The sequence below is a fragment of the Streptomyces sp. SID5910 genome (genome assembly GCF_009862125.1).
Classification (GTDB): Bacteria; Actinomycetota; Actinomycetes; order Streptomycetales; family Streptomycetaceae; genus Streptomyces.
On record NZ_WWHX01000328.1, the window covers coordinates 1 to 15,504 of the forward strand.

The 15,504-nt window shown below is 71.9% G+C and carries 17 protein-coding genes and 1 pseudogene; 17 read left to right on the forward strand and 1 reads right to left on the reverse strand.

From position 1 onward, the window contains the following. From GTW67_RS11035 to ftsH, 3 genes are all read left to right on the forward strand, one after another. Positions 1-1,497: [protein-PII] uridylyltransferase (locus tag GTW67_RS11035; RefSeq protein ID WP_161164623.1), on the forward strand; the 1,497-nt coding region annotated here is incomplete at its 5' end. Positions 1,498-1,642: 145 nt separating this feature from the next. Beyond that, complete coding sequence (gene ffh, locus GTW67_RS11040; protein ID WP_161164624.1) at positions 1,643-3,193, forward strand: signal recognition particle protein; 1,551 nt, start codon at positions 1,643-1,645, stop codon at positions 3,191-3,193. A 108-nt stretch (positions 3,194-3,301) separates the two neighbouring features. Further along, entirely contained in the window at positions 3,302-5,245 is a 1,944-nt protein-coding gene (ftsH, locus tag GTW67_RS11045) for an ATP-dependent zinc metalloprotease FtsH (protein ID WP_161164625.1), read from the forward strand. A gap of 70 nt (positions 5,246-5,315) precedes the next feature. On the opposite strand, the gene GTW67_RS11050 is transcribed toward ftsH, so the two are convergent. After that, complete coding sequence (locus tag GTW67_RS11050; RefSeq protein WP_161164626.1) at positions 5,316-6,182, reverse strand: class I SAM-dependent methyltransferase; 867 nt, start codon at positions 6,180-6,182, stop codon at positions 5,316-5,318. Between the two features lie 682 nt (positions 6,183-6,864). On the opposite strand from GTW67_RS11050, the gene GTW67_RS11055 reads away from it, so the two are divergent. From GTW67_RS11055 to GTW67_RS11120, 14 genes and pseudogenes are all read left to right on the forward strand, one after another. Further along, entirely contained in the window at positions 6,865-7,461 is a 597-nt protein-coding gene (locus GTW67_RS11055) for a hypothetical protein (RefSeq protein ID WP_161164627.1), read from the forward strand. Positions 7,462-7,671: 210 nt separating this feature from the next. Further along, positions 7,672-8,091, forward strand: coding sequence for a 30S ribosomal protein S16 (rpsP, locus tag GTW67_RS11060; protein ID WP_161164628.1), 420 nt, complete (start codon positions 7,672-7,674; stop codon positions 8,089-8,091). Between the two features lie 2 nt (positions 8,092-8,093). After that, complete coding sequence (locus GTW67_RS11065; RefSeq protein ID WP_003973401.1) at positions 8,094-8,333, forward strand: RNA-binding protein; 240 nt, start codon at positions 8,094-8,096, stop codon at positions 8,331-8,333. Between the two features lie 86 nt (positions 8,334-8,419). Next, positions 8,420-8,989, forward strand: coding sequence for a ribosome maturation factor RimM (gene rimM, locus GTW67_RS11070; RefSeq protein WP_161164629.1), 570 nt, complete (start codon positions 8,420-8,422; stop codon positions 8,987-8,989). After that, positions 8,989-9,822: a tRNA (guanosine(37)-N1)-methyltransferase TrmD gene (gene trmD / locus GTW67_RS11075; protein WP_161164630.1), complete on the forward strand. Its 834-nt coding sequence runs from the start codon at positions 8,989-8,991 to the stop codon at positions 9,820-9,822. The genes rimM and trmD overlap by 1 nt, the downstream gene beginning before the upstream one ends. A gap of 136 nt (positions 9,823-9,958) precedes the next feature. Then, entirely contained in the window at positions 9,959-10,309 is a 351-nt protein-coding gene (rplS, locus tag GTW67_RS11080; protein WP_161164631.1) for a 50S ribosomal protein L19, read from the forward strand. A gap of 45 nt (positions 10,310-10,354) precedes the next feature. Continuing rightward, on the forward strand, positions 10,355-11,083 hold the full coding sequence (gene lepB, locus GTW67_RS11085; protein WP_161164632.1) for a signal peptidase I: 729 nt from the start codon (positions 10,355-10,357) through the stop codon (positions 11,081-11,083). After that, positions 11,076-12,158, forward strand: a pseudogene (gene lepB, locus GTW67_RS11090) (signal peptidase I); the annotation flags it as partial. The gene lepB (GTW67_RS11085) and the pseudogene lepB (GTW67_RS11090), both read left to right, overlap by 8 nt. Continuing rightward, entirely contained in the window at positions 12,049-13,041 is a 993-nt protein-coding gene (lepB, locus tag GTW67_RS11095; RefSeq protein WP_346010624.1) for a signal peptidase I, read from the forward strand. The pseudogene lepB (GTW67_RS11090) and the gene lepB (GTW67_RS11095), both read left to right, overlap by 110 nt. Positions 13,042-13,131: 90 nt before the next feature. Continuing rightward, a complete protein-coding gene (gene lepB / locus GTW67_RS11100) occupies positions 13,132-13,908 on the forward strand; it encodes a signal peptidase I (RefSeq protein ID WP_161164635.1) in 777 nt (258 codons plus the stop codon). Then, positions 13,898-14,419, forward strand: coding sequence for an NUDIX domain-containing protein (locus GTW67_RS11105; RefSeq protein ID WP_161164636.1), 522 nt, complete (start codon positions 13,898-13,900; stop codon positions 14,417-14,419). The genes lepB (GTW67_RS11100) and GTW67_RS11105 overlap by 11 nt, the downstream gene beginning before the upstream one ends. Before the next feature lie 56 nt (positions 14,420-14,475). Next, positions 14,476-14,784 carry a DUF2469 domain-containing protein gene (locus GTW67_RS11110; RefSeq protein ID WP_003965949.1) on the forward strand — a complete coding sequence of 103 codons (309 nt, stop codon included), beginning with the start codon at positions 14,476-14,478 and terminating at the stop codon, positions 14,782-14,784. Between the two features lie 133 nt (positions 14,785-14,917). Beyond that, a complete protein-coding gene (locus tag GTW67_RS11115; RefSeq protein ID WP_161164637.1) occupies positions 14,918-15,280 on the forward strand; it encodes a YraN family protein in 363 nt (120 codons plus the stop codon). Next, positions 15,280-15,504 (forward strand): magnesium chelatase domain-containing protein (locus GTW67_RS11120; protein WP_272920481.1); only part of this gene is annotated, 225 nt, incomplete at its 3' end. The genes GTW67_RS11115 and GTW67_RS11120, both read left to right, overlap by 1 nt.

Sequence of the window (15,504 nt, forward strand, 5' to 3'; positions counted from 1 at the left end):
GCCGCCGAGCGCAGCCCGCTCGCCGAGGGCGTCGTCGAGCAGGACGGCGAGGTGGTGCTCGCCCGCACCGCACGCCCCGAACGCGACCCCGTGCTCCCGCTGCGCGCCGCGGCCGCCGCCGCACAGGCCGGACTGCCGCTCTCCCTGCACGCCGTACGGCGCCTGGCGGGAACCGCGGGCCCGCTGCCCTCGCCCTGGCCCGCGGAGGCCCGCGAACAGCTGGTGACCCTGCTCGGCTCGGGCCGCCCCACCGTGGAGGTCTGGGAGGCCCTGGAGGCCGAGGGCCTGGTCACCCGGCTGCTGCCCGACTGGGAGCGCGTCCGCTGCCGCCCGCAGCGCAACGCCGTCCACCTGTGGACCGTCGACCGGCACCTCATCGAGACCGCCGTCCGCGCCTCCGCGTTCACCCGCCGCGTCCACCGCCCCGACCTGCTCCTCGTCGCCGCGCTGCTGCACGACATCGGCAAGGGCTGGCCCGGCGACCACTCCGTGGCCGGCGAGACCATCGCCCGGGACGTGGCCGCCCGCATCGGCTTCGACCGCGCGGACGCCGCCGTCCTCGCCACCCTCGTACGCCACCACCTGCTCCTCGTCGAGACGGCCACCCGGCGCGACCTGGACGACCCGGCCACCGTCCGCGCGGTCGCCGAGGCGGTCGGCACCCAGGGCACCCTGGAGCTGCTGCACGCCCTGACCGAGGCGGACGCCCTGGCCACCGGGCCGGCCGCCTGGTCGGCCTGGCGCGCGTCGCTCGTCGCCGACCTGGTCAAACGCGTCTCGGCGGTCCTCGCCGGGGACCCCCTGGAGGAACCCGAGGCCCCCGCGCCCACCGCCCCGCAGGAACGGCTCGCCGTCGAGGCGTTCCGCACGGGCGGGCCGGTGCTGTCCCTGCGGGCCCAGACCGAGCCCACGGCCGCGGAGCAGGAGCCCCTCGGCGTGGAGCTGCTCATCGCCGTGCCCGACCAGCCCGGCGTGCTCCCCGCCGTCGCCGGTGTCCTGGCCATGCACCGCCTGACCGTCCGCACCGCCGAGCTGCGCTCCCTTCCGCTGCCGGACGGCGTCGAGGGCTCCGTCCTGCTGCTGGCCTGGCGGGTCGCCGCCGAGTACGGCTCCCTGCCGCAGGCCGCCCGTCTGCGCGCCGACCTGGTCCGCGCCCTCGACGGCACGCTGGACATCGCGGGCCGCCTCGCCGAGCGGGACGCCGCCTACCCGCGCCGCCGGGGCGTGGTCCCGCCGCCGCCCCGGGTGACCGTCGAGCCCGCCGCGTCCCGCCACGCCACGGTGATCGAGGTCCGCGCCCAGGACGCGCCCGGCCTGCTGTTCCGCATCGGACGGGCACTGGAGGGCGCGGGGGTGCGGGTGCGCAGCGCGCACGCCTCGACGCTGGGCTCGAACGCGGTCGACGCGTTCTACGTCACGGGCGCGGAGGGGGCGCGGCTGCCCGCGGAGGAGGCGGCGGAGGTGGCCCGGGTGCTGGAGGACGCGCTGCGGGGGTGACCTGGCGGCCGGACCGCGCTTCGGTCCGGTGTGCTGGGATCGTGTCCCTGTCCGCTCTCTGTAGCGGGCAGGGACGATTTGCTTGCCGGGCCCGATACCCTTGAGGGCGACCCACACCACCGCCGACGCGAGGACCTACGCCGCCGTGTTCGATACTCTCTCCGACCGCCTGTCAGCCACCTTCAAGTCCCTCCGGGGCAAAGGACGGCTGTCCGAGGCGGACATCGACGCCACGGCACGCGAGATCCGCATCGCGCTCCTCGAGGCCGACGTGGCCCTGCCCGTCGTGCGCGCGTTCATCAAGCGCGTCAAGGAGCGCTCGCTGGGCTCCGAGGTCTCCAAGGCGCTCAATCCGGCGCAGCAGGTCCTCAAGATCGTCAACGAGGAACTGGTCACCATCCTCGGCGGCGAGACCCGCCGTCTGCGCTTCGCCAAGCAGCCGCCGACCGTGATCATGCTCGCGGGTCTCCAGGGTGCCGGTAAGACCACCCTCGCGGGCAAGCTGGGCCGCTGGCTCAAGGAGCAGGGCCACTCCCCGCTGCTGGTCGCCTGTGACCTCCAGCGCCCCAACGCCGTCAACCAGCTGAGCGTCGTCGCCGAGCGCGCCGGCGTCGCGGTGTACGCGCCCGAGCCGGGCAACGGCGTGGGCGACCCGGTCAAGGTCGCCCAGGACTCCATCGAGTTCGCCAAGGCCAAGGTCCACGACATCGTCATCGTCGACACCGCCGGCCGCCTCGGCATCGACCAGGAGCTGATGCGGCAGGCCGCGGACATCCGCGACGCCGTGCGCCCCGACGAGATCCTGTTCGTCGTCGACGCGATGATCGGCCAGGACGCCGTCAACACCGCGGAGGCCTTCCGCGACGGCGTCGGCTTCGACGGCGTGGTGCTGTCCAAGCTCGACGGCGACGCCCGCGGTGGTGCGGCCCTGTCGATCGCCTCGGTGACCGGCAAGCCGATCATGTTCGCCTCCAACGGCGAGAAGCTGGACGACTTCGACGCCTTCCACCCGGACCGGATGGCCTCCCGCATCCTCGACATGGGTGACCTGCTCACCCTGATCGAGCAGGCGGAGAAGACGTTCAGTCAGGAAGAGGCCGAGAAGATGGCCTCCAAGCTGGCGTCCAAGAAGGGCCAGGACTTCACCCTGGACGACTTCCTGGCCCAGATGGAGCAGGTCAGGAAGATGGGCTCCCTCTCCAAGCTCCTGGGGATGCTGCCCGGCATGGGCCAGATCAAGGACCAGATCAACAACCTGGACGAGCGCGAGGTCGACCGCATCGGCGCGATCATCAAGTCGATGACCCCGGCCGAGCGCCAGGAGCCGACCATCATCAACGGCTCGCGCCGCGCCCGTATCGCCAAGGGTTCCGGCGTCGAGGTCAGCGCGGTGAAGGGCCTGGTCGAGCGGTTCTTCGAGGCCCGCAAGATGATGTCCCGCATGGCCCAGGGCGGCGGCATGCCCGGTATGCCGGGGATGCCGGGCATGGGTGGCGGTCCGGGCCGGCAGAAGAAGCAGCAGAAGAAGGCCAAGGGCAAGCAGCGCTCCGGCAACCCGATGAAGCGCAAGCAGCAGGAGCAGGAGGAGGCCGCCCGCCGCGCCGCCGCGGCCGAGGGCGGCAACGCCTTCGGGCTGCCGCAGCAGGGCGGCAACGACTTCGAGCTGCCGGACGAGTTCAAGAAGTTCATGGGCTGACACCGTCGTCCCTACGGCACCGGGGGCGTCCCGCGCGCGACAGCGTGGGGCGCCCCCGGCGCCGTACACGCACATGCCCAGGCGGCTTTCCTGTCGTAACGTCCCGGTATGACCAACCCGTCCCCGCCGCGCAAGGCCCCCGAGCCGCCCTGGCGCACCGAGGGCACGCCCGACGAGCCGCCGAAGCCGCCGTCCGGTGGACGCAGGATGCGCGGCGGCTGGTGGAACCTGGTCCTCGCGGCGCTGGTCGTCTACCTCATCGCCAACCTGGTGCTGTCGTTCTTCAACGAGGGCGACGAGCCGACGATCTCGTACACCGAGTTCAGCAAGCAGGTCGACGCGGGCAACGTCAGCAAGATCTACGCCAAGGGCGACGCGATCCAGGGCCAGCTGAAGAAGGCCCGCGACAATCCCGAGGGCGACGGGACGTACACCAAGTTCACGACCGAGCGGCCCACGTTCGCCGACGACAAGCTCTGGGCCGACCTGACCGGGCACGATGTCACCGTCACCGCCGAGCCGGTCGTCCAGCACCGCAGCTTCCTGGCCAATCTGCTGATCGCGCTCGCCCCGATGCTGATCCTGGTCGTGCTGTGGGTCTTCATCGCGCGGCGGATGCGCGGGGCGATGGGCGGTGCGGGCGGCATGCTCGGCCGCAAGGCGCCGCCCAAGCCGGTCGAGCTGGAGGCGGGCAAGCCGCGCACCACCTTCGCGGACGTGGCCGGCATCGACGAGGTCGAGGGCGAGCTGAGCGACGTCGTCGACTTCCTGAAGAATCCCGGCGCCTACCGGCGGATGGGCGCCAAGATGCCCCGGGGCGTCCTGCTGACCGGCCCGCCCGGCACCGGCAAGACACTGCTCGCGCGCGCGGTGGCCGGTGAGGCAGGGGTGCCGTTCTTCTCGGCGTCCGCGTCCGAGTTCATCGAGATGATCGTCGGCGTGGGCGCCTCCCGGGTGCGGGAGCTGTTCGCCGAGGCCCGCAAGGTGGCGCCGTCGATCATCTTCATCGACGAGATCGACACCATCGGCCGGGCCCGCGGCGGCGGCTCCGGCATGGGCGGCCACGACGAGCGCGAGCAGACCCTCAACCAGATCCTCACCGAGATGGACGGCTTCTCGGGCGCCGAGGGCGTCGTCGTCATCGCCGCCACCAACCGCGCCGACATCCTCGACCCGGCCCTGACCCGGCCGGGCCGCTTCGACCGGGTGGTGAGCGTCTCGCCGCCCGACCGGGACGGCAGGGAGGCCATCCTGGACATCCACACCCGCGAGATCCCGCTCGCCCCGGACGTCGACCTCGCCCAGGTCGCCCGTACGACACCGGGCATGACCGGCGCCGAGCTGGCCAACCTCGCCAACGAGGCCGCCCTCCTCGCGGTCAAGCGCAAGCAGGACCGGGTGACGCAGGCGAACCTCTCCGAGGCCCTGGAGAAGGTCCAGCTCGGCGCCGAACGGCCGCTGGTGATGCCCGAGGAGGAACGCCGGCGCACCGCCTACCACGAGAGCGGGCACGCCCTGCTGGGCATGCTCCAGCCGGGCGCCGATCCCGTCCGCAAGATCACCATCGTGCCGCGCGGCCGGGCGCTCGGCGTGACGCTGTCCACGCCGGACGCGGACAAGTACGCGTACACGGAGGAGTACCTGCGCGGGCGGATCATCGGTGCGCTCGGCGGGATGGCGGCCGAGCAGGTGGTGTACGACGTGATCACCACCGGCTCGGAGAGCGACCTCGAACAGGTCACCCGCATCGCGCGCGGCATGGTCGGCCGCTGGGGCATGAGCGAACAGGTCGGCCGGCTGTCCGCGCTGCCCGGCGACGCCCAGCAGGCCTACGGACTGGCCGCCGCCCCGGGCACCCTGAACGCCATCGACGACGAGATGCGGCGCGTCGTCGACGAGTGCTACGACGAGGCCGTCCGCAAGCTGCGCGACCACCGCCTCCAGCTCGACGCGCTGGCCGAGGCGCTGCTGGCCAACGAGACGCTGGACGAGGCGGACGCCTACCGGATCGCGGGGATCACCCGGCTGACGAAGGACGGCCCCGAGGCGTGAGCGTCACCCCCCGCGCAGCCCGCCTCCGCCCCGGCGCACGGAGCACCGGGGCGGTGCGCGCGGTGCGGTGTCAGCGGGTGCGGGCGACGAGGTACCGGAACACGTTCGGCATCCACACCGTGCCGTCCGGACGCCGGTGGGGATGCAGGGCCTCGGCCAGTTCCTTGTCCACCTGCTCCTGGTCGGTCGCGGCGATCGCCGCGTCGAACAGTCCCGTCGACAGCAGCCCGCGCACCGCGCTGTCGACGCTCGCGTATCCGAACGGGCACGCGACGCGGCCGGAACCGTCCGGTGCGAGGCCGGCCCGGTGGGCGACCTCCTCCAGGTCGTCGCGCAGGGCCGGGCGCCAGCTTCCCGGGCTGCGCAGCGGATCCGCCAGCTTGGTGGCCACCCGCAGCACGGACGTCGTGGCGCACCGCTCCGGCGGGCCCCAGCCGACCAGCACCACGGCCGCTCCGCGCGCGGCGAGCGGTGTCGCCTCGGCGAGCAGTTCACCGAGGCCCTCCGAGTCGCCCGCGAGGCAGCCGATCGGCTCGAAGGCGGTCACGAGGGTGAACGCGGGCGCCGTCAGGTCCCGCGCGTCACCGGGGACGCCCTCGACGACCCGGGCGTCCGCACGCGCGCGTGCGTCCCGTGCGTCGGGCGCCTCGGGCAGCAGCCGCTGCCGTGCGAGGGCCAGACGCTCCGGGGTGCCGGAGTCGACGCCGGTCACGGCCGCGCCCCGTGCGGCGGCCATCAGCAGGGCCAGCCCGGAGCCGCAGCCCAGGCCCAGCATCCGCGTGCCGCCGCCGACGTCCAGTCGCTCGTAGACGGCCTCGTAGAGCGGCACGAGCATCCGCTCCTGTATCTCGGACCAGTCACGCGCGCGTGCATCCAGGTCCACGCCGGGCGTCGCCCTCGCGTGGGGTGAGTGCTGCCGCACGAGCGTAGGTGTCATAGGAAAGTGCCCCAATCGCCGACCGTTGCGGATGTGCCCGATTCCATGGCCCCCGTGCAGTGCGCTCGCACTCCCCCCGTATGCCAGGTAACTCCGGGCTCGCCGTGTCGTCCAGTGGTAGAGAGGGCCGGTTTGCCCGATCCCCGCCCGAGTGGCGAGATTTCACTTCCCGGCAACGTGCGCCTGGCTTGCGCCTGGCCGCGCGGTACGCCGGGCGGCCTCCGCCGGGACTCCGCGACGGATGGCCTGATCGTGACGGTCGGCGATGACAGCGGGTGGCGGCGGCGCCAGGGGGACCGATCCGGCCAAGGTCGGCGGGCCACGCGAACGGCCCGCGGTGCCCGGAAGGCCCCCGGGGCGGGGCGGTGCCGCACGCCGGCGGCCGACCCGGTAACGTCACGCCCGTCGACGTGCCCGTCCGGGTGGCGGTCCTCCGTTTCGACGGCGGCCGAAACGCCCCTTGCGCGTCCGCGAACCCCACGCACCCCGGCGTGTGGACGGGGGCTACGCGCCGGCGCGTACGCCGGACTACGCACCAGCTTGGTACGAGCTGTGAGGCTTCTCCGCAGATCAGCGCACCCGCCCTCGTCGGGACGCATCAGCGGCAACTGACGGGTACGTGCAAATTATTTGGGATGGCCCGGAATAGGAACACAGCGGCACCCCGGCTCGTTGTCATTACGTGAGCACGACACCACCTGTTCTCGCCGCAGAGCTGGCGCAGGCGTGGGCCGACATTCAGCGGCACCACCCCGAGCTGCCCGATCTTGCCGCGCCCGAGTCCCTGATCGGAGAGTCGTCGTCCGCCTGCGGGCACGAACTCTCCTTCGAACGACTGCTTCACGAGGCAGTCCACGGCATCGCCGCCGCGCGCGGAGTGCGCGACACCTCCCGCGCCGGCCGCTACCACAACCGACGATTCCTCGCGATCGCCGAGGAGCTGGGCCTGGACCACCCCGAGGAGCCGCATCCCAGCAGCGGCTTCTCCCTGGTCACGCTCACCCCCGAGGCGAAGCGCCGCTACCGTCCGACGATCGAGCGCCTCCAGCGCGCGCTGAAGGCCCACACCGCCGCGACCGCGACGGACTCGGCCCGCAGCTTCCGCGGTCCGGCCGCCCGGCACGGCTCCTCCGGGGGCGGGGTGCGCGTGAAGGCGGTCTGCGACTGCGGCCGCAACGTGCGCGTCGTCCCCTCGGTCCTGGCGCAGGCCCCGATCATGTGCGGCGGCTGCGGCAAGCCGTTCCGCATCCCGGAGGTGGTCGGCGCCGCGGCGGGCTGACGGTCCGGCTGCTCGTGGCGGCCGGACCAGGCGTGGGGCCCTCGGTCAGAGGGCCCTGCCCGCGTGTGGCACAATGGCTAGCTGCACTCGACAGTCGCACAGGACCCCTCTCTCCTCCGGCTGACGCGTCCATCGGGCACTCGGGTACCGCAACCCCACGCGGCTCTCTCGCCGTGCCCACCCACGTCAAAACCAGGAGAACCCACTCCCGTGGCAGTCAAGATCAAGCTGAAGCGTCTGGGCAAGATCCGTTCGCCTCACTACCGCATCGTCGTCGCCGACTCCCGTACCCGCCGTGACGGCCGGGCCATCGAGGAGATCGGCAAGTACCACCCGACGTACAACCCGTCGGTGATGGAGGTCGACGCCGAGCGCGTGGCGTACTGGCTCGGTGTCGGCGCCCAGCCGACCGAGCCCGTGCTCGCCATCCTGAAGAAGACCGGCGACTGGCAGAAGTTCAAGGGCGAGCCCGCCCCGGCGCCGCTGCTCCAGCCGGCCGAGAAGTCGGCCCGTCCGTCCTTCGAGGCGCTCGGTGGCGACGACGAGGGCAAGGGTGAGGCCATCACCCAGAAGAAGAAGGCCGACAAGAAGGACGAGGCCGCCGCCGAGTCCGAGTCGACCGAGGCCTGAGCATGCTCGAGGAGGCTCTCGAGCACCTCGTGAAGGGCATCGTCGACAACCCTGACGATGTGCAGGTCGCCTCGCGCAACCTGCGCCGCGGGCGTGTGCTCGAGGTCCGGGTCCACCCGGACGACCTCGGCAAGGTGATCGGCCGCAACGGCCGCACCGCACGCGCCCTGCGCACCGTCGTGGGCGCCATCGGCGGCCGCGGTGTCCGTGTCGACCTCGTCGACGTGGACCACGTCCGCTGACGCTTCGCAACGCAGCACCGGCTCGGGCCGGGGAAGGCCACTGGGCCGTCCCCGGCCCGCAGTCGTATGACAGGAGATCAAGCACAGTGCAGCTGGTAGTCGCGCGCATCGGCCGCGCCCACGGGATCAAGGGCGAGGTCACCGTCGAGGTCCGCACCGACGAGCCGGAGCTGCGGCTCGGGCCCGGTGCCGTACTGACCACCGACCCCGCCTCCGTAGGACCGCTCACCATCGAGACCGGCCGGGTCCACAGCGGCCGCCTCCTGCTGCGCTTCGCCGGTGTGGGCGACCGCACCGCCGCCGAGGCGCTGCGCAACACCCTCCTCATCGCCGACGTCGACCCCGACGAGCTGCCCGAGGAGGAGGACGAGTACTACGACCACCAGCTGATCGACCTCGACGTGGTGACCGTGGACGGCCAGGAGGTCGGCCGCATCACCGAGATCTCCCACCTGCCCACCCAGGACCTGTTCGTGGTGGAGCGACCCGACGGCAGCGAGGTCTACGTGCCGTTCGTGTCCGAGATCGTCACCGAGGTCGACTTGGAGGAGCAGCGCGCGGTCATCGACCCGCCGCCGGGACTGATCGACGACCGTGCGGAGATCGCCTCGTCGCGAGACGCGTCCTCGCCCGACGCCTCCGGAGATGACGACTGATGCGGCTCGACGTCGTCACGATCTTCCCCGAGTACCTGGAACCGCTGAACGTCTCCCTCGTCGGCAAGGCACGCGCGCGCGGACAGCTCGACGTCCAGGTGCACGACCTGCGCGACTGGACCTACGACCGGCACAACACCGTCGACGACACCCCCTACGGCGGCGGTCCCGGCATGGTGATGAAGACCGGGCCGTGGGGCGACGCGCTGGACTCCGTGCTGGCCGACGGCTACGAGACGGGCTCCGGCGAGCCCGCCCTCATCGTGCCGACGCCCAGCGGCCGGCCCTTCACCCAGGAACTCGCCGTCCACCTCTCCGAGCGCCCCTGGCTGATCTTCACGCCCGCCCGCTACGAGGGCATCGACCGCCGCGTCATCGACGAGTACGCGACCCGGATGCCCGTGTACGAGGTCTCCATCGGCGACTACGTCCTCGCCGGCGGCGAGGCGGCCGTCCTGGTCGTCACCGAGGCCGTGGCCCGGCTGCTGCCCGGCGTCCTCGGCAACGCCGAGTCCCACCGGGACGACTCCTTCGCCCCCGGCGCGATGGCCAACCTGCTGGAGGGCCCCGTGCACACCAAGCCGCCCCTGTGGCGCGGGCGCGGCATCCCGGACGTGCTGCTCAGCGGCCACCACGGCAAGATCGCCCGCTGGCGCCGCGACGAGGCCCTGCGGCGCACGACGGCCAACCGGCCCGACCTGATCGAGCGGTGCGACCCCGAGGCCTTCGACAAGAAGGACCGCGAGATGCTCTCCATCCTGGGCTGGCAGCCCGACCCGGACGGGGAGCCGTACGGCCGATTTTGGCGCAGGACGCCCGGCGTGGAACAATAGGCCGCTGTTGTGCGTCCGTCCGGAGCGCGCCCCTGCCACAGGGGGACACGACGCCCGTCCCGACCCGCACGGCCCTGATTCCGAAACACCTAGTTTCCGTTGATGACCTGTGGCATCAGCGAGGAAAGCAGACGAAATGTCTCACCTGCTCGACACCGTCGACTCCGCGTCGCTGCGCAGCGACGTCCCGGCCTTCCGCCCCGGCGACACCGTCAACGTGCACGTCCGCGTCATCGAGGGCAACCGCTCCCGTGTGCAGCAGTTCAAGGGCGTCGTCATCCGCCGCCAGGGTGCCGGCGTGCGCGAGACCTTCACGGTCCGCAAGGTCTCCTTCTCCGTCGGCGTCGAGCGCACCTTCCCGGTGCACACCCCGATCGTGGAGAAGATCGAGCTCGTCACCCGCGGTGACGTCCGTCGCGCCAAGCTCTACTACCTGCGCGAGCTGCGCGGCAAGGCCGCGAAGATCAAGGAGAAGCGCGAGAACTGAGCGCACTCCGAGGTCCATGGCGGAGCCGGATAACATCTGGCTCCGATGGACACCGAAGCACAGCCCACGGAGCGCGACCGCTCCTCCCGCCCTTCCGGCACCGAGCAGCCCTCGGATGCGGAAGGACCGGAGGGACGGTCGCGTTCCGCGTTCTCGGCGTGGCTCGCCGACTGGGTGCCGGGCGGGCGGATCACCGTGACCCTGCTCGCCCTCCTCGCCTGTCTGCTGCTGGTCAGCACCTTCGTGCTGCGCCCCTTCCAGATCCCCAGCGGATCCATGGAGCGCGGATTGAGGATCGGGGACCGGGTTCTCGTAAACAAGTTGGCGTACCGTTTCGGAGGCCGGCCGCAGCGGGGCGACATCGTCGTGTTCGACGGCACCGGGTTCTTCGGGCACGGCGACTACATCAAACGCGTTGTCGGTGTGGGCGGGGATCACGTGGTGTGCTGCGACAAGGAGGGGAGGGTCCGGGTGAACGAGCGTTCGGTCGACGAGTCGGCCTTCCTGTACCCCGGGGACCGTCCGTCCACCGTGTCCTTCGACGTCGTCGTGCCCGACGGCACCCTGTTCGTCCTCGGTGACCACCGAGGAGACTCCAGCGACTCCCGCGACCACCTCGGCTCGCCGGGCGGCGGCATGGTCCCGGTGGACGAGGTGATCGGCCGCGCCGACTGGATCGTCTGGCCCTTCGGCCACGCCACCCGCCTCGACCGCCCGGACGCCTACGCGCGCGTGCCCGCACCGGCGCCGGCCGCCAAGGGCGCCGATGGGTAGCCGGGGCAAGCCGCGCGGGGCGCCCAGCAGCCCCGCGGAGGACCTCCTGCCCACCGGGTCCCGGCGCGCCGCGGCCCCGTCCGGCGGCCGGTCCAGGGCCGAGCGGCGCAAGCTCCAGCGCAAGGTCAAGCGGCGCCGCAGGCGCGGTGCCGTCAAGGAGATTCCGCTCCTGATCGGTGTCGCCGTCCTCATCGCGCTGGTCCTGAAGACCTTCCTCGTCCAGGCCTTCGTCATCCCGTCGGGCTCGATGGAGCAGACGATCCGGATCGGCGACCGCGTCCTGGTCGACAAGTTCACCCCCTGGTTCGGCTCCGAGCCGCAGCGCGGGGACGTCGTCGTCTTCCGCGACCCCGGCGGCTGGCTCCAGGGCGAGCAGACCACCAAGAAGGACGACCCCGTCGTCGTCAAGCAGGTCAAGGAGGGCCTGGCCTTCATCGGGCTGCTGCCGTCCGACGACGAGAAGGACCTCATCAAGCGAGTCGTCGGCGTCGGCGGGGACCACGTCAAGTGCTGCGACGTCCAGGGGCGGATCACCGTCAACGGCGTTCCGCTGAACGAGGACTACCTGTACCCCGGTGACGTCCCCTCCACGTCGCCGTTCGACGTCACCGTCCCCGAGGGGCGGCTGTGGGTGATGGGCGACCACCGGTCCAACTCCGCCGACTCCCGCGCCCACCAGGACACCGACCGCGGCACGGTCTCCGAGGACGAGGTGGTGGGGCGGGCCATGGTGATCGCCTGGCCGTTCGGGCACTGGACCGGCCTGGACGAACCGGCGACGTACGCGTCGGTGTCCGACTCGGCCTCCGGTTCGGCCGCTGCCCCCGTCCCGTCGCATAGGGTTGCCCCCGACGATCCGAACGCGATGATTCAACTCCCGATCCCTGCGGAACTCCCGCTCGTTATGGGAGTGGTGGGCCTGCGCCGTGTACGGGGCAGGCGGTGGCAGAGAGTAAGGAGTTGGCGTGGGGGATGTGGCGGTAGGCGCACGGTCCGGTCACGACGGCGAGGAACACCCGGGACGCCCCACGGAAGCGGCCGGCCCGTCCACGGACGGCGCCCAGGCCTTCGCGAGCGACTCCGGGACGGCCGAGGACGGCAGGGTGACGGACGAACAGAACGGGACCGAGGACGAAGGAGTGGGCGGGACCCCGCCCACGAGGCGTTCCGCGGCCAAGAAGCAGCGTTCCTTCTGGAAGGAACTGCCGATCCTCATCGGCATCGCGCTGGTGCTGGCGCTGCTGATCAAGACCTTCCTGGTGCAGGCGTTCTCGATCCCGTCCGCATCGATGCAGAACACCCTCACGGAGGGTGACCGTGTCCTGGTCGACAAGCTCACGCCGTGGTTCGGCTCGGAGCCCGAGCGCGGCGAGGTCGTCGTCTTCCACGACCCCGACCAGTGGCTGGCGGGCGAGCCGACGCCCGAGCCGAACGCGCTGCAAACGGTCCTCAGCTGGATCGGCCTGATGCCGTCCGCGGACGAGAAGGACCTGATCAAGCGCGTCATCGGAGTCGGCGGCGACACGGTCGAGTGCAACGGCACGGGCCCGCTCAAGGTCAACGGCATGGCGCTGAACGAGCCGTACGTCTACCCCGGCAACACGCCGTGCAGCGACGACGACCAGGGCGGCCGGTTCAAGGTGAAGGTCCCCGAGGGCTCCATCTGGGTCATGGGCGACCACCGGCAGAACTCCGCGGACTCCCGCTACAACCAGGGGGACAAGCACGGCGGCATGGTCCCCGTGAAGGAGGTCGTCGGCCGCGCCGTCGTGGTCGCCTGGCCGATCGGCCACTGGGACACCCTGCCGGTCCCCGACACCTTCGACCAGGACGGTCTGAAGAACCAGGCGACGGCCGCCGCGGCGCTCACCGTCGCGCCGCAGGGCCTCGCCCTGGCCGGTGTGGCCCCGGTCGTCTGGTGGCGGCGCAGGCGGACCGCCCCGGCCGAGACCCGCTGACGCATCGCGGAGCACGCCCTTCCGGTCCGGTCGGTCCCGGAGCCGGGAGGGGCTGCCCCGTTCGGGTACCGCCCGGTAGGGTGCGCTTCCATGGGTGGCGAGAGCACGACACGTACGGCCCCGCACGGCGGCGGCGCGACCAAGGCCCCGACGGCCGGCCGGACCGGGCAGCGGCTGTCCAACATCGCTGTGGCGCTCGGCCTGGTGCTGTTCCTCGGCGGCTTCGCCTGGGGAGCGGTGATCTACCGGCCCTACACGGTGCCGACCAGCTCCATGACGCCGACGATCGACGCCGGTGACCGGGTGCTGGCGCAGCGCATCGACGGCACGGACGTCCACCGTGGCGACGTCGTCGTCTTTAAGGACGCCACCTGGGCCAACGCCCCCATGGTCAAGCGCGTGGTGGCCGTCGGCGGGGACACCGTCTCCTGCTGCCAGAAGGGCAAGCTCAAGGTCAACGGCAAGGTGATCGACGAGTCCTACCTGCCCGCCGGCACACCTGCCGAGATCACCAACTTCCCGACCGTGACCGTCCCCGAGGGCCGCCTGTTCCTGCTCGGCGACGAGCGCGACAACTCCGTCGACTCCACCGCCCACCTCACCGACGCCGCCGGCGGCACCGTGTCGCGCGGCGCCGTGGACGCCCGCGTGGACGCCGTCGTATGGCCCATGAACGGCATGCTCGAACGGCCCACGGGCTTCGAGACGCTGGGCGGCCTCTCCTCACCGGGCCCGCTGCGCACGGTCGTCGCCCTGGTGATCGCCGGTGCCGTGCTGATCCTCGGCGGGGCCGCGTACGGCCCGTTCGCCAAACGTGCCGCCGCCTCCCGTGCCCGGGCCGGGACGGAGCACACCGGTGGCCGCTGAGCCGACGGCGGGCCGGGACACCTACGAGGGCGGCCTGCGCAAGGTCGCCCGCGTGGTGCTGCTGGACCCCGACGACCGCATCCTGCTGCTGCACGGCCACGAACCGGACGACCCGGCCGACGACTGGTGGTTCACGCCCGGCGGCGGCGTGGAGGGCGACGAGACCCGGGAGCAGGCCGCCCGGCGCGAGCTCCTGGAGGAGACCGGCATCACCGACGTCGAACTCGGCCCCGTGCTGTGGCGGCGCAGATGCTCCTTCCCGTTCGCGGGCCGCCGCTGGGACCAGGACGAGTGGTACTACCTCGCCCGCACCACCCAGACCGCCACCGAGGCCGCCGGCCTGACCGAACTGGAGCGGCGCAGCGTCGCCGGAGCGCGCTGGTGGACGTGCCGGGAACTGACCCGCGCACATGAGACGGTGTATCCGACCAGACTCGCCGAGCTGCTGCGCACGCTGCTCGACGAAGGTCCCCCCGCCGGACCGGTCACCCTGGACACCGAAATCGTCTAGGGGCGCACGGGACTGGCGCACAATGGGGGGATCGCACGGCTGAAGGGGAACATGCCATGAGCGCCGAGGACCTCGAGAAGTACGAGACCGAGATGGAGCTCAAGCTCTACCGGGAGTACCGCGATGTCGTCGGTCTGTTCAAATACGTGATCGAGACCGAGCGGCGTTTCTACCTCACCAACGACTACGAGATGCAGGTGCACTCGGTCCAGGGCGAGGTGTTCTTCGAGGTCTCGATGGCCGACGCCTGGGTGTGGGACATGTACCGGCCGGCCCGCTTCGTGAAGCAGGTGCGGGTGTTGACGTTCAAGGACGTGAACATCGAGGAGCTGAACAAGAGCGATTTGGAGCTTCCCGGCGGGTGACGGGTGGCGGGTGGCGGCGGCTGGTCCTGGTCTCCGTGTGGGTGACGGAGTTTTCCACAACCGGTGAGTAGTTCACCGTGAGCGACGGGCTCGGCCCGTCTGCGTGATCGTTGGCGCCGGAGGTGGTGCCGACATGAACGCACGAGGTGCGCTGGGAAAGTACGGCGAGACGCTCGCCGCCCGCCGGCTGGGTGAGGCCGGCCTGACCGTCCTGGAACGCAACTGGCGCTGCGGCAGGTCGGGTGAGATCGACATCGTCGCCCGGGACGGGGACGTCCTGGTCGTCTGCGAGGTCAAGACCCGCAGGGGCGGGGCGTTCGAACACCCGATGGCCGCCGTGACCCCCGACAAGGCGGAGCGGCTGCGCCGGCTCGCCGAGCGCTGGATCCAGACCCACGGGGGAGCCCCGCCCGGAGGCGTCCGCATCGATCTGGTGGGCGTGCTCCTGCCGCGACGCGGCGCACCCGTCGTCGAGCACGCGCGGGGGGTGGCGTGATGGGGTTCGCGCGTACGTGCTCCGTGGCGCTGGTCGGCGTCGAGGGCGTGGTGGTCGAGGTGCAGGCCGACCTCGAACCGGGCGTGGCGGCGTTCACGCTGGTGGGGCTGCCGGACAAGAGCCTGACCGAGAGCCGGGACCGGGTCAGGGCGGCGGTGGTGAACTCGGGCGCCGAGTGGCCGCAGAAGAAGCTGACGGTGGGTCTCAGCCCGGCGTCGGTGCCA